This window comes from Oscillibacter sp. (assembly GCF_040505565.1).
GTDB lineage: Bacteria > Bacillota > Clostridia > Oscillospirales > Oscillospiraceae > Oscillibacter.
In genome coordinates, this window is record NZ_JBEUWZ010000011.1 from 157,174 (window position 1) to 177,310 (window position 20,137).

The 20,137-nt window shown below is 57.3% G+C and carries 19 protein-coding genes; 8 read left to right on the forward strand and 11 right to left on the reverse strand.

Annotated elements, in window-relative coordinates:
• Nucleotides 1-3: 3 nt before the first annotated feature.
• Nucleotides 4-1,113, forward strand: a complete 1,110-nt coding sequence (aguA, locus tag ABWQ15_RS05770; RefSeq protein ID WP_353907802.1) for an agmatine deiminase — start codon at nucleotides 4-6, stop codon at nucleotides 1,111-1,113.
• A complete protein-coding gene (aguB, locus tag ABWQ15_RS05775; protein WP_353907803.1) occupies nucleotides 1,106-1,984 on the forward strand; it encodes an N-carbamoylputrescine amidase in 879 nt (292 codons plus the stop codon). The genes aguA and aguB overlap by 8 nt, the downstream gene beginning before the upstream one ends.
• 116 nt (nucleotides 1,985-2,100) lie before the next feature.
• Here aguB and ABWQ15_RS05780 read toward each other — a convergent pair whose 3' ends face one another.
• The 8 genes from ABWQ15_RS05780 to ABWQ15_RS05815 form a co-directional block, all read right to left on the reverse strand.
• Nucleotides 2,101-3,489 carry a transglutaminase-like domain-containing protein gene (locus ABWQ15_RS05780; protein ID WP_353907804.1) on the reverse strand — a complete coding sequence of 463 codons (1,389 nt, stop codon included), beginning with the start codon at nucleotides 3,487-3,489 and terminating at the stop codon, nucleotides 2,101-2,103.
• Between the two features lie 40 nt (nucleotides 3,490-3,529).
• Complete coding sequence (locus ABWQ15_RS05785; protein WP_353907805.1) at nucleotides 3,530-4,708, reverse strand: DUF819 family protein; 1,179 nt, start codon at nucleotides 4,706-4,708, stop codon at nucleotides 3,530-3,532.
• A gap of 156 nt (nucleotides 4,709-4,864) precedes the next feature.
• A complete protein-coding gene (locus ABWQ15_RS05790) occupies nucleotides 4,865-5,956 on the reverse strand; it encodes a dipeptide epimerase (protein ID WP_353907806.1) in 1,092 nt (363 codons plus the stop codon).
• Between the two features lie 18 nt (nucleotides 5,957-5,974).
• Nucleotides 5,975-7,345, reverse strand: a complete 1,371-nt coding sequence (gene pepV, locus ABWQ15_RS05795; protein WP_353907807.1) for a dipeptidase PepV — start codon at nucleotides 7,343-7,345, stop codon at nucleotides 5,975-5,977.
• A 198-nt stretch (nucleotides 7,346-7,543) separates the two neighbouring features.
• On the reverse strand, nucleotides 7,544-7,870 hold the full coding sequence (locus ABWQ15_RS05800; RefSeq protein WP_353907808.1) for a DUF3870 domain-containing protein: 327 nt from the start codon (nucleotides 7,868-7,870) through the stop codon (nucleotides 7,544-7,546).
• Nucleotides 7,871-8,141: 271 nt separating this feature from the next.
• Nucleotides 8,142-9,527 carry an NADPH-dependent glutamate synthase gene (gene gltA, locus ABWQ15_RS05805; protein ID WP_353907809.1) on the reverse strand — a complete coding sequence of 462 codons (1,386 nt, stop codon included), beginning with the start codon at nucleotides 9,525-9,527 and terminating at the stop codon, nucleotides 8,142-8,144.
• Nucleotides 9,528-9,529: 2 nt separating this feature from the next.
• Nucleotides 9,530-10,372 carry a sulfide/dihydroorotate dehydrogenase-like FAD/NAD-binding protein gene (locus ABWQ15_RS05810; protein WP_353907810.1) on the reverse strand — a complete coding sequence of 281 codons (843 nt, stop codon included), beginning with the start codon at nucleotides 10,370-10,372 and terminating at the stop codon, nucleotides 9,530-9,532.
• A 238-nt stretch (nucleotides 10,373-10,610) separates the two neighbouring features.
• Nucleotides 10,611-11,270, reverse strand: coding sequence for a Crp/Fnr family transcriptional regulator (locus tag ABWQ15_RS05815; RefSeq protein WP_353907811.1), 660 nt, complete (start codon nucleotides 11,268-11,270; stop codon nucleotides 10,611-10,613).
• Between the two features lie 179 nt (nucleotides 11,271-11,449).
• Here ABWQ15_RS05815 and ABWQ15_RS05820 point away from each other — a divergent pair, with 179 nt between their 5' ends.
• Nucleotides 11,450-11,905 (forward strand): CBS domain-containing protein, encoded by a 456-nt coding sequence (locus tag ABWQ15_RS05820; protein WP_353907812.1) that lies wholly within the window; start codon nucleotides 11,450-11,452, stop codon nucleotides 11,903-11,905.
• A 113-nt stretch (nucleotides 11,906-12,018) separates the two neighbouring features.
• Here ABWQ15_RS05820 and ABWQ15_RS05825 read toward each other — a convergent pair whose 3' ends face one another.
• The gene (locus ABWQ15_RS05825) at nucleotides 12,019-13,797 is read right to left on the reverse strand and encodes an ABC-F family ATP-binding cassette domain-containing protein (protein WP_353907813.1); all 1,779 of its coding nucleotides are present in this window, start codon (nucleotides 13,795-13,797) and stop codon (nucleotides 12,019-12,021) included.
• A 257-nt stretch (nucleotides 13,798-14,054) separates the two neighbouring features.
• Between ABWQ15_RS05825 and ABWQ15_RS05830 the strand changes: the two genes are divergently transcribed.
• On the forward strand, nucleotides 14,055-14,942 hold the full coding sequence (locus tag ABWQ15_RS05830; protein WP_353907814.1) for an RluA family pseudouridine synthase: 888 nt from the start codon (nucleotides 14,055-14,057) through the stop codon (nucleotides 14,940-14,942).
• Nucleotides 14,943-15,014: 72 nt separating this feature from the next.
• On the opposite strand, the gene ABWQ15_RS05835 is transcribed toward ABWQ15_RS05830, so the two are convergent.
• Entirely contained in the window at nucleotides 15,015-15,977 is a 963-nt protein-coding gene (locus ABWQ15_RS05835) for a metal ABC transporter substrate-binding protein (protein WP_353907815.1), read from the reverse strand.
• Nucleotides 15,978-16,272: 295 nt separating this feature from the next.
• On the opposite strand from ABWQ15_RS05835, the gene ABWQ15_RS05840 reads away from it, so the two are divergent.
• On the forward strand, nucleotides 16,273-16,983 hold the full coding sequence (locus ABWQ15_RS05840) for an MgtC/SapB family protein (protein WP_353907816.1): 711 nt from the start codon (nucleotides 16,273-16,275) through the stop codon (nucleotides 16,981-16,983).
• 82 nt (nucleotides 16,984-17,065) lie between these two features.
• Here the strand turns inward: ABWQ15_RS05840 and ABWQ15_RS05845 are convergent, their stop codons facing one another.
• Nucleotides 17,066-18,223, reverse strand: a complete 1,158-nt coding sequence (locus ABWQ15_RS05845; RefSeq protein ID WP_353907817.1) for an FtsW/RodA/SpoVE family cell cycle protein — start codon at nucleotides 18,221-18,223, stop codon at nucleotides 17,066-17,068.
• Between the two features lie 148 nt (nucleotides 18,224-18,371).
• Here ABWQ15_RS05845 and tsaE point away from each other — a divergent pair, with 148 nt between their 5' ends.
• The 3 genes from tsaE to upp are packed head-to-tail and all read left to right on the forward strand — an operon-like array spanning nucleotide 18,372 to nucleotide 20,136.
• Nucleotides 18,372-18,800, forward strand: coding sequence for a tRNA (adenosine(37)-N6)-threonylcarbamoyltransferase complex ATPase subunit type 1 TsaE (gene tsaE / locus ABWQ15_RS05850; protein ID WP_353907818.1), 429 nt, complete (start codon nucleotides 18,372-18,374; stop codon nucleotides 18,798-18,800).
• On the forward strand, nucleotides 18,797-19,507 hold the full coding sequence (tsaB, locus tag ABWQ15_RS05855) for a tRNA (adenosine(37)-N6)-threonylcarbamoyltransferase complex dimerization subunit type 1 TsaB (RefSeq protein WP_353907819.1): 711 nt from the start codon (nucleotides 18,797-18,799) through the stop codon (nucleotides 19,505-19,507). Before tsaE ends, tsaB begins: the two co-directional genes overlap by 4 nt.
• Nucleotides 19,504-20,136, forward strand: coding sequence for a uracil phosphoribosyltransferase (gene upp, locus ABWQ15_RS05860; RefSeq protein WP_353907820.1), 633 nt, complete (start codon nucleotides 19,504-19,506; stop codon nucleotides 20,134-20,136). The genes tsaB and upp overlap by 4 nt, the downstream gene beginning before the upstream one ends.
• Nucleotide 20,137: the final 1 nt, after the last annotated feature.

Sequence of the window (20,137 nt, forward strand, 5' to 3'; positions counted from 1 at the left end):
CTTATGAACTGTTCTTCCACACCACGCCGAGATGGGTTTCGGATGCCCGGTGAGTTTGAGGCTCACCAGGGCTGCCTGATGATCTGGCCGTCCCGGCCCGGCTCCTGGCCCTTTGGCGCGCAGGCGGCGCGGAAAGCGTTTACTGCCGTGGCTTCCGCGATTGCACAGAGTGAAACGGTCTATATGCTGGCGGGGAAGGACGGCATGGAAAGCGCCCGGGAGATGCTGCCGGAAAGCGTCCGGATTCTGCCCATGGAGAGCGACGACGCCTGGGCCCGGGATGTCGGCCCCACGTTTGTGGTGAACGATCAGGGCGGTGTCCGGGGCGTGGACTGGCGGTTCAACGCCTGGGGAGGCACGTACGACGGGCTGTATGCCCATTGGGAGCAGGACGATGCCGTGGCGAAAGCACTTTGCGGCCTTCTTGGATTTGACTGCTACGACGCCCACCCTTTTGTGCTGGAGGGCGGTTCCATCCACTCCGACGGCGAAGGCACGGCGCTGGTCACGCAGGCCTGTCTCTTAAGCCCCGGGCGGAACCCGGAACTGAGCCGGGAGCAGATTGAGGAGCGGCTGCGGGAGTATCTGGGAATAGAAAAGATTCTGTGGCTGCCCCACGGTATCCGGGGAGACGAGACCAATGAGCATGTGGATAATATCTGCGCGTTTGTCCGCCCTGGGGAGGTCGTGCTGGCCTGGACGGACGATCAGGACGATTCACAGTACGCTTACAGCGCCGCCTGTCTGGACGCACTGTCCCGTGCGGTGGATGCCAGGGGGCGGTCCATCACCGTTCACAAGCTGCCGCTTCCATCCCATCCGGTTTGCCTGACCGCCGAAGAGGTATCCGGCTTTTCCTTCGAGGAGGGAGAGGATGTCCGGGAAAATGGCGAACGTCTGGCCGCAAGTTATGTGAACTTCTATCTCTCAAACGGCGGCGTGATTCTTCCGCAGTTTGGGGATCCCAACGATCTGACAGCCGCCCAGCGGCTGGGGAACCTGTTCCCGAACCGTACCGTCATCCCCATCCCCGCCCGGGATATTTTGGTGGGCGGCGGCAATATCCACTGTATTACGCAGCAAATTCCAAAAGGAGGTCCTGTCCGTGCGTAAGGTAACTCTGGCGGCCGTGCAGATGCGCTGTTCGAAGAATCCAAACGAAAATCTGAATCAGGCGGAAGCGCTGGTTCGCCAAGCCGCTGCGCAGGGCGCGACGGTCGTTTTACTGCCGGAGCTGTTTGAACACCCTTACTTTTGCCAGGAGCGCCGCTATGACTATTATGATTATGCCGCCCCGGCAGAGAAAAATCCCGCCGTGATCCGGTTTGCTTCCGTGGCAAGGGAATTGGGCACCGTACTGCCGGTGAGTTTTTTTGAAAAGGACGGAAACCGGCTGTTTAACTCCGTGGCTGTTTTGGATGCGGACGGGAGTCTCCTTGGAGTTTATCGGAAGACTCACATACCCGACGACCATTATTATCAGGAAAAATTCTACTTCACACCGGGCGATACCGGTTTTCGTGTGTGGAACACCGCCTATGGGCGGGTCGGTGTGGGAATCTGCTGGGACCAGTGGTTCCCTGAGACGGCCCGGGCATTCGCAGTAAACGGGGCGGAAATGCTGCTCTACCCCACCGCCATCGGCAGTGAACCCATCCTGACCTGCGACAGCATGCCGCACTGGCGGCGCGTTATGCAGGGGCATGCGGCGGCAAATCTGATGCCGCTGGCTGCCGCCAACCGGGTTGGGCTGGAGACGGTAGAACCTTGCCGGGAAAACGGCGGTCAGTCCTCCGCGCTTTTATTTTACGGGTCTTCCTTCATTACCGACGGAACCGGCGATTTAGCGGCTTCAGCCGGGAGAGAGGAAGAGACGGTTCTCACGGCTTCCTTCGATTTGGACGTTCTTGAAGAGGAGCGTCTCAATTGGGGAATCTTCCGGGATCGCCGACCCGAATGCTATCAGGTGATCTCCGAAAAATAGGAAACGGGCTGTAGGTTCCTCGCTGAAGGAGCACCCGCACTAGAAAATTAAAAGGGTGGAGGAAGCTGCTTTGCAGCTTCCTCCACCCTCTCTGTTTCAATTACTTTTGAAGCCGCTCACAGCTCCGTGAATTCCAGAACTTCCTTCGTCCGTTCAAACTCGTCGTACCGAAGGCCGCGGTCCTTGAGTTCCATCTCCCCCACCTGATTGTCGTAGGGGTCAGCCCGCCAATGGTCCATGGGAACATCGAAATCTGCCTGAAACGCCGTGTTGGCCGCCATGCGATAGCAGTCCAGATTCCCAAAGTAAAATCTGCGGCGTGCCTCGTTCCCATCCCGGACGGCTCCGGCTCCGAACGACGGGTCGGCGTACAGCCAGCCGTAGGGCGCGGCGTAAAACTGCGCCCAGTCATGGGCTCCGCAAAAGCCCGGCTCCGCCTTCCATCCGCTCTCCCATCGGGCGGGAACTCCCGCGCAGCGGCAAAGGGTGATGAACAGCAGCGCCATGATGCCGCAGTCACCCACCAGATTCCGGGCGCAGTTTTCCGCGATGTTCTCCAGCCCAAAATAGGCGCGAACATAGGAATATTTCACATTCAGCGTTACGAAATCGTAGAGCTTGCGTGCCTTTTCAAGAGGCTCCTCCGTGCCCTCCGTCAGTTCCTCGGCCAGGGCGCGGAGATAGGGTGTGAACAGAATGTGGGGCGGCTGCTCCTCCAGAAAGAAATCCGGCCGCTCCAAGCCGTATTCCGGGCGGCTCAGATCCGTATACCGCGCCGTGCGCACATAGGAAAATTCCACAGAAAACGCATGGTTTTCCTCCATGCGCTCCTCCCAGAACACCACCCGCTGGGGCGCGTCTTCCTGGGAGATGTGGGTAGGCTCCGGCGATATCCGCTCAATACGGATGTCACTCTGCGCGCCGCAGGCACAGGGCAGCGGCAAATATGCCCGAACCAGTTCCCCCTTTTGAAATGCTCCGTCTTTCAGACATAAGGACGCGCGGCAGCGAATCCGGGCAGACATCCGCCCATTCTCCCTGAGCAACCGCGCCGCCCGGTCCAGACGGGGCTCTCCGTTTTCCCCGGCGGCACTGGAGCCGTCCGCACCCAGCTGAGAGACTCCCGCCCGCGCGGCGTAGGAGGCATCGGTTTTGCACAGGGAGTCAAAAAAACGGTTAAAATAGTGGGGCACGCCCTGCATGTAGATCCAGTCTATCCGCCCCGCATCCACCAGCGCATCGAATTCCGCCGCCGTAAAGTCCGGGGCGGCGGACTGCGCCAGAGCAATCGCCTCGGCACGCGTCAGCGGATAGTCCGCCGGAAGCCGGGCCATCATCTCCCGCTGAACGGTCAGACAGCTCTTCAGCGCCTCAGGTGTATTGGGCGCATGTAAATACCGCCCGATGGCGCGATCCGCCCCGGTGAAGTCCCCGAAGTATTTCAGGCGCAAAACATCCTCCGGAAGACCGATATGCAGGTATTTAAAATTGTCGTTGATGCCCATGACTCCTCCTTATCTCCGCAGAATCGTTTTTAGACTGATCTCAAGCGAGCATTTTGAGAATGACGCCCATGCCAAGGCCCGCAAAGTTTCCGATGGCCGCACCCAGAACGCCCATCAAAACGCCGATGCCGGCATAGGACTCATGATAGGAAACCGCAATGATTGGCGCTGAGGCGCTGCCGCCGATATTGGCAACCGACGCTGTGGAGACCATGCACAGGTCCCAGTGGAACGCCTTGGACAACACGAACATCAGCACGACATGGACAGCAAGAATGAAGACGCCGTAGACCACCCACATGGGAGCGGACAGCAGGTCGTTTAGCGGAGCCTGTGTTGCCAGCAGAGACACAACTGCGTACAACAGGATGTTGGAGAGTTCTTCCACGGCGGGGAGCTTCCCGATGGGAGTCAATGCGCACACAAGGCCCAGAACGGTAACGAACAGGGTCGTGCAGGTACCCTTATCGAACATACTAAGACCGACAGCCTTTAGGCCGGTATTCATCAGCAGTCCAATCTTTTGAGAAGCCGCAGAGACAAACAGTGCAAGACCGATCAGCCAGATCCAGTCGGCGGCCTTAGCCTGCTGCTTTTCTTTCGCAACCTCAGCATTGGCGGCCGCGGCCACAGCGGCCAGCTTGGAGGTATCGGCCTTCACAGACTTATCCCACTTGCCGGAGTACCTGACCATAAACAGCAGCAGCGCGATCCACACGGAATAGCACACGGTATCCAGTGCCAGCGCGCAGCTATACGCACCGGGATTCACAGGCAGTGCATCCTGCATGGCGGCCATGTTGGCGGAACCGCCCACCCAAGAGGCATACAGCGCGGCTGTGGCGGCCCAGGTGTCTGTTCCGAGCATACCCTTAAAAATGGGATAGCCGATGATGAAGCCGACGGCCAGCGTCACAGAGCAGCCCAGGAAAATAGCCACCATGCGGCCACCCAGCTTTGCAAGCTTCCGGAAGTCGCAGCGCAGCAGCATGACAAAGATCATGGCATACAGCAGGTTGTTCTTTAATCCGCTATATGTAGCGGAGCACTCGTCCGAGGCATACAGTCCCATGGTGCAGAACACCATGTTCAGCACGTAAATCCAGACCAGGGGCGGAACATAGCCAAAGACCTTCCACTTGGCGTATTTTTCCAAAGCTAACAACCCGCCGGCCAGGAACATCAGAAACGCAATGTAAGTAAATCCGTTGGTAATCATAGTCGTCTCTCCCTTTTTTATTCAGATTGGCCGGTTTTCCGCAGTTCCCATACTGCCCGGCCCGCTTGGGTAAAGCGCGCGCGGCGCCCCATACCTAAACACACCGCCTCCTTCAACTCTTTTTTCAATGGTATATAGGACCGTCCGCGGATTTGCTCAATCCAGATAGGTCAGGCCCCGGATGCCCTTGATGCCAAGTCCCGGCTCGTCGGAGACGGTAATCTCCTTCTCATTGAACACCGCACCGCCGTCGATGGGGTCCTCGCTGCACAGCACCGGACCGTCCAGATCCACCCGTGTGATAATCTTCTTGCCGCAGGCCAGATGCACCGCCGCATTGACGCTGACCTTAGCCTCCAGCATACAGCCGATCATGCACTCCACTCCGTAAACCTCGGCAGCGGAGGCAATCTTCAACGCGTTCCAGAGACCGCCGCACTTCATCAGCTTGATGTTCACAAGATCAGCCGCGCCCATCTGCATGATCTTCATGGCGTCCTCCGGAGAAAACACGCTCTCGTCCGCCAGGACGGGGACATAGCTCCGCTCGGTGACGTATTTCAAGCCCTCAAAGTCATGGGCCTTCACCGGCTGCTCCACAAACTCGATATCCAGTCCCTTTTCCTGCATCTGGTTCAGCAGCTTTACCGCCTGCTTGGGAGACCATGCCTGGTTTGCGTCGATTCGGATGCACATGCTGTTCCCTGCTGCCTTCCGCACGGCGGCCAGTCGGGCCACGTCCAGTTCGGGATTGGCCCCGACCTTAACCTTCAGGCAGTCATAGCCCCGCTCAACGGCATTCACCGCATCCCGGGCCATCTCCTCCGGATCGTTCACGCTGATGGTGATGTCGGTGACGATCTTCTTCCGTGCGCCGCCCATCAGTTTGTAGACCGGAATCCTATAAAGCTGGCCGTAGAGATCCCACAGCGCCATGTCCATGGCGGCCTTTGCGCTGGTGTTCTTCACGATGCAGCCGTTCAGGGCCGTCATCAAATCCTCGAACTCATCCACGTCCCGGCCCACCACCGTCTTGATGATGTGGTCCTTCAATGCTCCAATAATCGCTCCGGTGGTGTCGCCGGTGATAACGCCGGTGGGGGGCGCCTCGCCATAGCCCACCGCGCCGGTATCAGTGTGTACCTCCACGATGATGTCCTCCACGCTGTTCACCTGCCGCAGCGCCGTCTTAAATGGCACCCGCAGGGGCACGGAGATGCGTCCCAGCCGGACTTCTGTGATCTTCATACCGCTCCTCCTCGTTTTTTAAATCGCAAGTTCATACATCGCCCGCGCGATGATCTGCGCATTCTTCATCAGCCGGTCCACCTCGATAAACTCATCCGGCTTGTGCTCCCGGACCTCATCTCCGGGAAAAACAGGGCCAAAGGCCACAACGTTGGGCATGGTCTTGGCATAGGTTCCTCCGCCGATGCTTTTGGGAACCGCAGGCAGGCCCGTTTCCTCCCTGTACACCCGCAGCAGCTTGGTCACCAATTCGCTCTCCGGTGATACGTAAAGACTTGCCTTGTGGGTCTGCTTTTCCACCCAGAAACCGCCCGCCTCAAGCTCCGCCTGGAATTTGGGGTCACAGTCGGCCAGCGTCTTTGTCACAGGATAGCGATAGTTCACGCAGCAGGACAGGCCGGTCTCATCCCCCTCGATCGTACCGAGATTGAAGGTCAGCCTGCCGGAGATCTCATCTTGCAGTGCAATCCCCAGAGACTCTCCGCCGGTTTCCATTCCGATTTTCACCGCAAGGAAGCGGATTGTCTCTTTCAGTTCTCCCTCCAGCGGCAGGTCGTTCAGTGCCAGCAGAAGGCGTCCGATCGCGTTTTCCCCCTGCTCCGGGGCACTGCCGTGGGCGCCCACGCCCTGAGCCTCGATCCGCGCGCCGCCGGAAATGGGGACGCAGACCGTCTTTTGCGGCAGCGCCGCGCGGATCTGACCCAGCATTTCACCGGGGCATTCCAGCTCCGCAGCCGCGAAGGCAGGCACCACATTGGGTGCGGTCCCTCCGAATATTTTTTTCAGCCGCACTGGGCCGGGCTGGTGCAGGCGATGGGAAAATGTCACGTTGACAATGCCCTTCTCCCCGTTGATCAGGGGGTATTCCCCATCCGGCGTGAAACCCATCACCGGTTTTTCGCCGCCGTTGGCGAGGTAATATTTCATATCGGCGGAACCGGTCTCCTCGTTTGTGCCCATCAGGATGCGGATACGCCGCCGCAGGGGAAGTCCGGATTCCTTCAATGCCTTGAGCGCATAAAGCGCGGCCACCGTGGGGCCCTTGTCGTCCATGGAGCCTCTGCCAAACACCTTTCCGTCCCGGATCTCGCCGGAAAACGGGTCGCCGCTCCAGCTCTCTCCGGCGGGGACCACGTCCAGATGACCCAGCACAGCCACCATTTCCGCCCCTGCCCCGTACTCACACCAGCCGACCTGATTGTCAAGGTTCCCCACCGTGAAACCCAGACGCTTCCCCGTTTCCAGCATAAACTCCAGACATTTTTGAATATTTGCGCCGTAGGGATAGCCGCTGCTGTCCTCCTCCCGTACGCTTGGGATGCGGATACTCTCCCGCAAGGTCCCCAGCAGTGCATCCCGCTGCCCCTCCACAAGGTCTTTCAGTTCCATTGCGCGTTCCTCTCCATTCTCTGCCCCGCTGCCGAGGCAGCGGCATAGGGCACAAATTAGGTTCTATTGTCTGCCAGAAAAAAAATAAAAGCCCAGCAAGGACCGAAGAAATTCTTCGATCTTCACTGGGTTTCCCCTGCTGATTGATATATTGGAAGATATATCACACAAAGGGAAGCAGTCTATGAAGTTGATGATTTACTCGCTCTTTTCCGCTGCGGCCCGATACCGTTTTTCCGCGTCCTTCATGGCCGCCAGCACTGCTTTTGCGGAAGAACCGTGATACCGGCGGGCTACCTCGTCCTCAATCTGGGCATATTGTTCCAGCAGGGACCTTCCCATAAAAATGCGCCGCAGGAACTCCTCCGTCAGGTCCAGAGAGTGCGTACAGCTGAAATTCAAAATTTTTCCGCTCTCCGGTTCAATTTCCAGTGCCATGTAGAATGAGCCGTAAATCTTCGTAATGGCATTGTCGCTGTTGGTCCGAGACTCGCCAATAATGTACAGCGTTTCCTTATTTTCCATGTATCACATTACCCTACTGAAAGATTTTCTGAGGTTATTATATCATTTCAAGTCCGACTGTCAAGACCCTCATGGTTATTTTGTACAAGAGTCATCTGTTTCCACAAAATATTGTGGTTTATTTTTGTGATTCAAGCAAACATATGTCAAAGTTCTCAAAAAAATTACAGCCTTTTTGGTTAGTTTATCTGTTTCTTTTGTCGCACTCAGGTCAGGGGCAGGAAAAACGCCCGCAGGAAAAATTCCCGCGGGCGTTTGAAAATTGGAAAAATTACTGCTTACTGAGTTCTTCGTCGATGGCCTTAGCGGCGGTCTTACCGGCGCCCATGGCCAGGATAACAGTGGCCGCGCCGGTAACGGCGTCTCCGCCGGCGTAGACGCTCTTGCGGGAGGTCAGACCCTCTTCATTGACGACAATGCCGCCCTTCTTGTTGACCTCCAGACCGTTGGTGGTGGTCTTAATCAGCGGGTTGGGGCTGGTGCCAAGCGCCATGATGACACAGTCCACCTCCATGTCGAACTCGCTGCCGACAACCTCCACGGGACGGCGGCGGCCGGAAGCGTCCGGCTCGCCCAGTTCCATCTTGATGCAGCGGATGGCACGGACGTTGTCGTCCCCGTCCGCCAGAATTTCAATGGGATTATTGAGGGTATTGAAGATAATTCCCTCTTCCTCGGCATGTTCCACTTCCTCATGACGTGCGGGAAGCTCTTCCATACCGCGGCGATAGACAATATGTACCTCGGCGCCCAGGCGCTTGGAGCAGCGGGCCGCATCCATGGCCACGTTGCCGCCGCCGATGACCGCCACCTTCTTGGGGTGAATGATGGGCGTGTCGGAGTCGGGAAGGTAGGCCTTCATCAGATTGATACGGGTCAGGAACTCGTTGGCGGAGAGAACACCCTTGTAGTTGATGCCGGGGATATCCATGAACATGGGCAAGCCCGCGCCGGAGCCGATGAACACGGCCTCGAAGCCCTCCTGCTCCATCAGTTCGTCGACGGAGATTGTGCGGCCCACAACGGTGTCGGTGGACACAGTGACCCCCAGCGCCTTCAGCCCGTCCACTTCCTTCTGAACGATGGCCTTGGGCAGACGGAACTCGGGAATGCCGTATACCAGCACGCCACCCGCCAAATGCAGGGCCTCAAACACGGTCACGTCGTAGCCCTTCTTGGCAAGGTCACCCGCGCAGGTAAGGCCCGAGGGACCGGAGCCAACGACGGCAACCTTGTGACCGTTGGACTTGGGTTTTTCGGGAGTGGCAGAGACATTGGCGTTGTGCCAGTCGGCCACAAAGCGCTCCAGTCGGCCGATGCCCACGGGTTCGCCCTTCACGCCGCGGACGCAGTACTTTTCGCACTGGCTCTCCTGCGGGCAGACGCGGCCGCACACCGCAGGCAGGGAGCTGGTCTGGGAGATAATCTGATAAGCTGCCTCGAAATCGCCCTTGGCAACCTCAGCGATGAATTCGGGAATGTGAATCATGACGGGGCAGCCCTGAATACAAGGATGGTTTTTGCAGTTCAGGCAGCGCTGCGCCTCGTCCAGTGCCATTTCCTTCGTATAGCCCAGGGTGACCTCTTCAAAATTCTTATTGCGGACGTTGGGGTCCTGAGCGGGCATGGGATTCTTCTTTAAACTCATATTAGCCATGATCAGTTGACCTCCTTTTTGAACAGGTTGCAGACTTCTTCATGCTTGTGCGTCTCGAAGTCACGGTACATCTGGTTGCGCTTGACAGCCAGATCCCAGTCAACCTTAAACCCGTCGAAATCGGGGCCGTCCACGCAGGCGAATTTCATCTCGCCGCCCACGCTCAACCGACAGCCGCCGCACATACCCGTACCGTCGATCATGATGGGGCTCATGGAAACGGTGGTGGGGACGCCGTAAGGCTGGGTGGTCTTGCAGACAAATTTCATCATAATCATGGGGCCGATGGCAAAGATTTCATCATACTGGTTGCCGGCGTCGATGAGTTCCTTTACAGCGTCGGTAACCATACCCTTCTGGCCGTAGGACCCGTCGTCGGTGCAGACCTTCAGGATGGAGGATGCGGCCTTGAACTTGTCCTCCAAAATCACCAGATCCTTGTTCTTAAAGCCGATGACTGCGTGGACCTCCGCGCCGTCGTCATGGAACTTCTTCAAAACGGGATACGCGATGGCGCAGCCCACACCGCCGCCGACCACGCAGACCTTTTTTTTGCCCTCTGTCTCGGTGGCTTTGCCCAAAGGACCAACGAGGTCCTGCAGGCAGTCGCCCTCGTTCAGATGGTTCAGCTTTTCCGTGGTAGCACCGACGATCTGGACAATGATGCTGACAGTACCCTTCTCGCGGTCGTAATCATGGATCGTCAGGGGGACGCGCTCGCCGTTCTCATCCACGCGCAGGATGATAAACTGGCCGGGCTGGGCTTTTTTGGCGATCATGGGAGCTTCAATCTCAAACAGCACGACGGTGGGTTTGAGCGCCTCTTTTCTCACAATACGAAACATAGTTCTCCTTCTTTCCTCATATTGCTGCGCACAGGGATAACATACTTTTCCCATGTTAACACACGGGTTCCGGCGCGTCAAATCAATTCCTCTATTTTTGTGTCAAAATTTTGACAATATTTTTGTAACATTCGTAGATTCAGGAAAAGAAACCGATTTTCTTCCAATCCTTCATGCAAAAATGATAACTTTCCCATGTCGGCGGGTTTCTTTTTTCTCCGTTTTTACGAAACGCTTCTCAGCCCAACAGGGTGATTTCCCGCCCATCCGTCCGAATGAGGTCCTCCTCCCGCAGATGCTTCATCTCCCGCATCATGGCACTTCGGTCGGTGGCAATGTAATCCGCCAGCATACTCAGGGAAAACGGCAGCATAAATGAGTTTTTTCCGGTCTTCTCCACCTGCTGGTGGAAAAAGCACAGGAGTTTTTCCCGGATGGAGCGGCGGGAGAGCACGTCGATTCGTTCCGCCAGCACCTGAGCCTTGCCGGTAATGAGCATCAGCATGTTCTGGACCAGCAGACTGTGGTGGACGCAGGCCTTCTCACACCTTTTCAATATGTGCGGAAAATCTATGTACAGCACGTCGCAGGCCGTCCGGCAGACTACCTCCATGCTGTCTCCGCTGCCCCCGTAAAAAGCGAGGCTGCGGCCGAAAACACTGCCAACCGTCAGATTCTCCAGAACGGTGGAAACGCCGTCCTCGTCAATACGGATCAAAGACGCCTCTCCTCTTTCCAGAATCCCGACCTGTTCTCCGCCCTGCTCAAAATTATAGGCCACATCCTCGGGACGGTAGGTCTTTTGAATTGCCTGAAAACAGTCGATCATCAAAAGATAGTTCTGGTAGCTGATCCCCTCAAATATCGGGCTTGCCTTGAGTTCCTCCGGCGATAGCATAAAAACGCCCCCTCTGTTGCATTTATCACATTTTAGCAGAATTTTTTGTAAATGTAAAGCCCATTTTCGCTTGCAGGCACAATTTAAGAATTTGTTCATCATTCTCCGGAAGGAATCGGTTATAGTAAATATAAGGTTTCGTCACACCGGCATCCTAGAATGAAAAAATGAAAAGAGGTATGCGTGTGAACATCGCTTATTTCCTGACGCCCAAGAACAGCGTGGCCTACCTGTACGACGATTCCACGTTTCGTCAGGGTCTGGAAAAAATGCGGCGGCATGGATACTCCTCCATTCCCGTCATTGCGCGGGATGGGACCTACATGGGCACCGTCAGCGAAGGTGATTTTCTCTGGCATCTGCTGGACGCAGAAAAAGAGCAGGACGCAACCCTTACCATGAAGGACACGGAAAGGCTTCGTATATTGGACATTCTCCGGGACACTGCATATCCTCCCGTCCGTATCACTGCCTCTATGGAACAGCTGCTTTCCAACGCCCTGAACCAGAATTTTATCCCGGTGGTGGACGATCTGGAAAAATTCATCGGGATCGTCACCCGAAAGGATATCCTGCGTCACCTTTCCCGAAGCACGGATTTTCTGACCGCACCTCAATTACAAAAAATTGTTTGAGCCTTTTCTTTATGCTGTGATGAATGCAGGGGGCCGCGGCGCATTGCGCCGTGGCCCCCATTTCAATTATTTTCCGAATCCCGTCGGGATAGCGGGCCGTTTTTCGGCGCGCTTCAGTCCTGCGCGTCAATCCGCTCCTTGAGTTCATTGAGATAGACCCACCGGTCAGTCTTTTCATCCAGCGCCGCCCGCAGGGACTCTTGCCGCTCTGTCAGCTCCTGAAGCTTGACGTAATTGCTTCCGCAGGCGTTCATCTGAGCGGCCGCCAACTTCAGCTCCGTCTCCAGCGCGGCGATGTCTCCGTCAATGGTTTCAAACTCGTGCTGCTCCTTAAAGGTGAACTTCAGCTTCCTTTCCCGAGGCCTGCGGGTATCCTCCCGGGCAGACTTCTCCGAAGGAGCGGGCCACTCCTCCTCTTTCCGCTTCTGCGTATAATCCGACCAGTTGCCGGTGTACCGCTCCACCCGGCCCTCCTCGCCCACGGCAAAAATCTGCCCCACCAGCTTGTCCAGAAAAAATCGGTCGTGAGACACCGTCAGAATCGGGCCGGGGAAGGAATCCAGGTAATCCTCCAGAATGGACAAAGTGGTCACGTCCAGATCGTTGGTGGGTTCGTCCAGCAACAGCACGTTAGGCGCAGACATCAGAATACTCAGCAGATACAGCCTTCGCCGCTCCCCGCCGGAAAGACGCCCGATGGGTACAGACTGCAAATCCGGCGGAAACAGGAACCGCTCCATCATGTCCTTCGCAGAGAGAGATCCCTCCTCCGTTTTCACCTCGTCGGAAATTCCCCAGATGAAGTCGTATACCCGCTGGGTGAGGTCCAGCTCCCGTCCCTCCTGAGAGAAATAGCCGATCTTTACCGTGGCCCCCACATCCACGCTGCCGCTGTCCGGCGCCAGCAGTCCGGCAATGATATTCAGCAGCGTGGATTTTCCCGCCCCATTACGACCCACAATGCCGATGCGGTCATCCCGCAGGACGCCGTAGGAAAAGTGGGAAAGGACCGTCCTGCCGTCAAACGCCTTGGAGATATCGTCAATCTCAATGATTTTCTTTCCCAGGCGGCTGGAAGCCGCCGCCAGCTGGACCGAGTCGTCCGCCTCCGGCGCGGTCTGGTCTTTTAGATTCTCATACCGCTCAATCCGATCCCGGCTTTTGGTGCTCCGGGCGCGGCAGCCCCGCATGATCCACTCCCGCTCCACCCGCAGGATGGACTGGCGCTTCCGTTCACCGGCCTGGGCCACCTCAGCCCTCTGATCCTTCAGCTCCAGATACTTTGAGTAGTTCGCCTCATAGTGATAGAGCTTCGCGTGGTCCAACTCCGTGATATGGTTTGCCACTCGCTCCAAAAAGTAGCGGTCATGGGTTACCATGATCAAACCCCCGGTCCACCTCCGCAGGCGGTCCTCCAGCCATGCCACCATTTCCGCGTCCAGATGGTTCGTCGGCTCGTCGAGAATCAGCACATCCGCCGGATGGATCAGCGCCGCGGCCAAAGCCACCCGCTTGCGCTGCCCACCGGAGAGCGCGCCGATCTTCTTCTCCGAGTCCGGGATGCCAAGCCGGTTCAGCATGGTCTTCGCCTCATACTCGTTCAGTGCCCGGAACTCCTTGGGAAAGCTCAGGAAAACCTGTTCCAGCACGGTGGCTCCGTCGTCCATGTCCGGATTTTGGGCCAGGAAGCTCACCTGCACATTGGGGTCCCGGCGCACGATGCCGCCGTCCGGCTCAAGATCCTGGGACAGGACCCGCAGGAAGGTGGATTTTCCGGTCCCGTTGATACCGATGACGCCCACCTTGTCGCCGTCGTTCAAATAAAAATTCACATCCTCCAGCAGCTGTCTGCTGCCAAAGTTGATGGACAGATGTTCCGCCGATAAGAGCATGGGGGCCTCCTTCAAGTCTGTGCGCGCCACAGGTCCGACCGCGCCGTTCGTATTGTCTTCTATTTTACTACATTCAGCTCCATTCCGCAAGGCGGGAGCGGCTTGCCATCCATCAGGCCGTGTGATAAAATGGTTAAGAATGATTTGATTGACGCACCCGCAACGCATCAGGCGCTGTTTTCAGGCTGTTGGAGCCCCCTGCAATCTTTCTAGGCAGCTTTTTAAACTCCTCGCGCAAAAAAGAAGGAGGCGGACTCATGCCATATGTTTCCCACCGCGTTTCCCCGGCGGAATCCGGCCTCACCGTCCGCTGCGTTTTGAAGCAGCTGCTGCACTTTTCCTCCCATGCCATCTCCCGCCTGACCCGCGCCGATGGCGGTATTCTGGTGAACGGTCAGCCCGCCCGCACCACCTTCATCCTCTCCCCCGGCGACACAGTTTCCGCCGAGAGCGGAGACGTCCGGGCTCAGCGGGAGGCCCCGGTACCGGGGCCGTGGCCCCTGCCCGTCGTCTGGGAGGACGAGCATCTTCTGATTGTCAACAAGCCTGCAGGTATGACCGCCCACGTGTCCAATTTTCTGCCGGATACCCCTACCGTGGCGGGGGCCCTGGCCTACAGCCGGGGGACGGAGTTCATCTTCCACGCGGTAAACCGCTTGGATAAGGGCACCACAGGATTGATGGCAATTGCCAAAAGCGGACACGTCCACGATCTTTTGCGCAAAGCCCTCCACTCCGACCGGTTCCATCGGGAATACCGGGCCGTTTGCGTAGGCCTCCCTCATCCGACTGAGGGGGTGATCGATCTGCCCATCGGGCGGGATCAGGCCTCCGCGATCAAGCGCATGGTCTGCCCCGACGGCCAGCCCGCCGTCAGCCGGTATCAGGTTCTGGAGGATCGCGGCGGTCTCTCCCTTTTGCGCCTGATTCCCGAAACGGGCCGTACCCATCAGCTCCGGGTTCACATGGCAGCCGTGGGCTGCCCCCTTGCGGGGGACTGGCTGTACGGAACGGAGGACCCTTCCCTGATTGCCCGTCCGGCTCTCCACTCCTGCCGAATGGCGTTGGTTCACCCTATTACCGGGGAACCCCTGGAATTTCACGCAAAGCTGCCGGAAGACATGGCCCGCCTTCTGCGGGATTGACGCTGCAAATGATTGATTTCCGAATTACACAGGCGCGGAGAGACGAAACCGTCTCCCCGCGCCTGTCTTTTCTCACTTCATCGTGGCTTTCAGCGTCTCCAGATTTCCCTCCATCAAGGTAAGGTAGGTCGCTCCCGCGTCCATGTCCGCCTGCGACACATTATGGCAGCTGTGGAACAGCGCGGTCTGCGCCCCGGTGGCCTCCGCGATGCTGTCCGCCACCAGATGGTTGGAGAATTCGATGTAATACACCGTCCCCAACTTCTCCTGCTTTACCTTCTGTGTCAGAAACGCGATGGTGGCGGCGGAGGGCTCCGTCTGGGTACTGCATCCCGGAAACGCCGCATAGCAGTCCAATCCGTATTCGTCTGCAAAGTACCGCAGAGGAAATCGATCTCCAAACACCATTGTTTTATTGTTGACCGTTTCAAAAAAATCGTGGAACTCTTTGTCGAGCCCCATGAGTTTATCGGCGTAGTCCGCCGCGTTGGCCCGATAGTCCGCCGCATGATCCGGGTCCAGCAGTGCCATCTGCTCGCCGATGGCAGAGGTAATGACGGCAGCGTTGACCGGGGAGGTCCAGACGTGCTCGTCGTACTCCAGCACCTCGCCCGCGCCATGATCACTTTCCTTTTCGGCGGTCATACCCTCGGTGTGGGCCTCCTCCTTTAACTTAACGCAGTCCATCATCTTCATGCCGTTGACGCCGCCGTCGATGGACTTCAGCAAGGTCTCCACCCATGCGTCCGAGTCTCCGCCCAGATACACAAACAGATCGCTTCCCTCCACCTCCAGAATATCCTTTGGCGTGGGTTCATAGCTGTGGCTTTCCGCACCGGGGGGAAGCAGCAGCTTTACCTCTGCCAGATCGCCGCAAACGGCCCGGGCAAAATCGTAGGCGGGAAAAACAGTGGCTGTCACCAGCAATTTGTCCTCTGAAGCGGAGGAGGTGGAAGATCCGGCTGTGCTGCCGCAGCCGGACAGCAAAGCAGCGGCGGACAGCGCCGCAAGTAACCGTAACATGTGCTTTTTCAAGTTAGGTCTCCTTAAAATTGAGAATGTTTATCATATTTTTGAAGTATAGCACACAACGTGTGGAATTACAAGACAAAAGTTAGCCGCGCCGCCACAAGCAAAAAAACCGGCGGCGGCTTCGCCAACAGTTCCGATTGAATTTTTTGCGCTCATGGTATATTCTTTTCATCAGAAGCAGATATATAAGCCTCTTGTATTACAGTGATCGAATTTTGACAGTTACGGCTTTAAAAAGGAGAGGCTCGGCTATCTGCATACCTTAAAGAATCACCTTTTCGTGGAAGGAGGCTTTTCTATGTCCACCTCGCTGTTCGCATTTTTGGACCCCCTGCGGAGCCTGACGCTCTCCTCCATTATCTTCCGCTTTACGATGTCCGTGATTTGCGGCGCGGTGATCGGCTTTGAGCGGGGTAAAACGCGACATTCCGCCGGACTTCGCACCCACGTGGTAGTATGCATCGGAGCCGCCTCGGTAATGCTTTTGAACCAGTATCTAACGCTCTACTTCAATCCCAACGCCGACCCCGCCCGTCTGGGTGCGCAGGTCATCAGCGGCATTGGCTTTCTGGGTGCGGGTACCATCGTCATCACCGGACATCAGCGGGGCCAGCAGGTCAAGGGTCTGACCACCGCGGCAGGCTTGTGGGCCTCCGCCTGCATGGGACTTGCCATCGGGATCGGGTTTTACGAAGCCGCCGCAATTATGTGTCTGTTTCTGTTCTGCGTGATTGCCGCTTTGAACAATCTGGATCAGCGGTTTCTGAAAGCCTCCACCGTCATGCGGATCTACGTGGAACATACGGCGGAACTGCCCTTCTCTGCGATCTTGCAGGCCATCCGCACAGAGGGCTGGCACGTGACACATATGGAATATCTGGGGCAGGAGGGCCGCGACGGCGCGGGGTCCATTCTTGACCTCCAGCGCACTGGGCGGGAGAGCGACGGCGAGCATCTGCTTGAAACGCTGTACAGGGTTCCCGGAATCCTGTTTGTGGAGGATGTGTAGGGTAGTGCGCAAAGCGGCTGCCCACTTTGGCAAAAAAAGTTCCACTCCCTGTTACGGACAGGGAGTGGAACTTTTCGTTTTTCTACCGGCTCCAATTCATCAGCGCCCGTTTCTTGATTCCGGAGACAATGCCCATGGCGGCGTATAGGGTAACCACGGACGAGCCGCCGTAGCTGAAAAAAGGCAGCGTCAAACCGATGACGGGCATGACAAACAGGCACATGCCGATGTTTTCCACCGTCTGGAAGATCAGCATTCCCGCCATGCCCACGCAGACCAGTCTCGCGTAGTCCGACGAGGCCTGCCGCGCCACCCAGAGGCAGCGAAGAATGATGGCCGTCAGCAGCAGGATCACGAGAAGGCAACCGAAAAAGCCCAGTTCCTCCCCAATCATTGCAAAAATGAAGTCCGTGTGCCGCGCCGGCAGAGAGCCTGACCCCGCCTGGGTCTGGGTACCGTTAAACAGACCCTGTCCAAACCAGCCGCCGCTGCCCAGCGCTAGCAGTCCCCGCGTCTGCTGCCAGCCCACGCCCTGCGGTTGAAAACTGTGGTCAAACAGAACGTGGAACCGATCCGCCATATGTGAGGGCAGCTTGTTCAGATAATAAAGTGCCAGAACCGCCGCCGCCATACCGCCGCCGCCAAGGATGAACCACCGCCACGCGATACCGGCCACCAGCGCGATGCAAATAAATATAAACACATAGACAAGCGCGCTGCCCATATCGCTGGACACCGCATAGATCAGCCCCACCATAAACAGAAGGTGCACCGTGGGCATCACCACACTGCCAAAGCTCTTCAGTTCCCGCCTCTGCTCCTTGATCCACTCAAACTGTTTAGAAAGCAGAATGATAAACGCAATCTTCACAACCTCGGACGGTTGGATGGAAAAAGGCACATGGGGAATCTCCAGCCAAGCCCGATTTCCGTGGCGGCTGACGCCCAAAGGCGTGCGCAAAAGGAGAATCAGAAGGATGCTGACCGCCAGAATGATCTTCCAGTGCTTCACCAGCAGCTCCACATCCACCACGGAAAGCAGGATATAGGCCGCCAGACCAATCAGCATCGCCGCACCCTGAATACCTACAGATCGAATCATACTGCCTGTCCCCATGTAGTGGGTGGCACTGGCAATCAGTACCATTCCAAACAGAGTACACCCGCAGCAAAGGCCCAGCAGCACCAGATCGGCCTGCTGGAAAAAGTCGGAGAGAGTATCGTGAAGACGGTTGAACATGGCATCTCCTATCAGAAAACCTGTCGTTTTTCAGATTCTATAGTATACCACAGGCGGGGCGGCATGTAAACTGATGAAATTTGTTTTTACATGTAGGAAAAACTGTGCTATACTATTTCAGGCAATTTTTAAGAGGGGAGGCGTGGGCATGGAACACCTGTCTCACAGCGAGGCGGAGACAGAGTCCATCGGCGAGGCGCTTGGCAAGCGGCTGCGTCCGGGGACGGTGCTAGCCTTTCGGGGCGATCTGGGCATGGGGAAGACGGCCTTCACCCGAGGACTTGCCCGAGGGCTTGGCTGCACGGGCCGGGTCACCAGCCCTACCTTTACGATAGTCAACGAGTACGAGGGAAAAATTCCTCTGTTCCACTTCGACATGTACCGTCTGCCGGACTCGGACGCGCTGTTTGACATCGGCTGGGAGGATTATCTGGGCCGGGACGGCGTGTGCGCCGTGGAGTGGAGTGAGCGGGTGGGCGATGCCCTGCCGGAGGATACGGTGTGGGTGACCATCGCCCGCCGCCCGGAAAGCAACGACTGGCGAACCATCACGGTGGAGGGAGTGGATATTTTTTGAAAATTTTAGCGATGGAGACCTCCGCGAAAGCCTGCTCTGCCGCGGTGACGGAGGGTGGGCAGGTTCTGGCCTCCTGCTATCAGAACACCGGGCTGACCCACAGCCGGACGCTGATGCCCATGGTGGAATCCATGCTGAAAAACGCGGAGCTGACCATGGGCGATCTGAGCGCGGTGGCAGTGTCTGTTGGGCCGGGGTCCTTCACCGGCATCCGTATCGGCGTGGCGGCCGCGAAGGGACTGGCGTTCGCCGCCGGCCTTCCCGCCGCCGGAGTCTCCACATTGGAAGCCATGGCCCTGGGTCTGAGCCATATGGATGCGCTGATTGTCTGCGCCATGGACGCCCGACGCAATCAGGTATATAACGCGCTGTTTGAAGCGAAAAACGGAAACCTTACTCGTCTTTGCGGGGACCGGGCCATCGGTCTTCCCGAATTGGCGGAGGAGCTGAAAAGCGACCCCCGGCCCAAAATTGCCGTGGGCGACGGCGGCGCACTGTGTCAAAAGGCGCTGGAGGAATCCGGCATTCCCTGCGAATTGGCCCCTGCCCGGCTGCTGCACCAGAATGCCGTGGGTGTGGCCCTGGCCGCCGAGGAGCTTGCCGCGGAAGGAAAATTGACGACGGCGCAGGAACTCTCTCCCGTATATCTGCGCCCCGCACAGGCGGAGCGGCTGCGAGACCGAATAAAAAAGGAGAACGGAAAATGAACGACAACATCCACATCCTGAACCACCCCCTGCTCCAGCATAAGCTGACCATTCTGCGCAATAAGGAAACCAGCACAAAGGATTTTCGGGAGCTGGTCAGTGAAATCGCCATGCTGATGACCTATGAGGCCACCCGCGACCTTCCGCTGGAGGATGTAGAGGTAGAGACCCCCGTGGCCCCTGGCACCTTCAAGACCATCGCCGGAAAGAAGCTGGCCATTGTTCCCATCCTGCGGGCGGGCCTTGGCATGGTGGACGGCGTGCTGAAAATGATTCCCGCCGCCCGGGTGGGTCACATCGGTCTGTTTCGGGATCCGGAGACGCTGGAGCCGGTGAAATACTACTGCAAGATGCCCCCCGACATCGCGGAACGGGACGTCATCATCGTGGACCCCATGCTGGCTACCGGCGGCTCCGCCTCTGCCGCCATCGGGTTTATGAAGGAATACGGCTGCAAGCATATCAAGCTGATGGATGTGCTGGCCGCGCCGGAGGGCATTGCCCGCATTGAGAGGGACCATCCGGACGTGGAGGTCTACATCGCAGGACTGGACGACCACCTGAATGAACACGGCTATATCGTACCCGGTCTCGGAGACGCCGGAGACCGGATCTTCGGCACCAAATAAA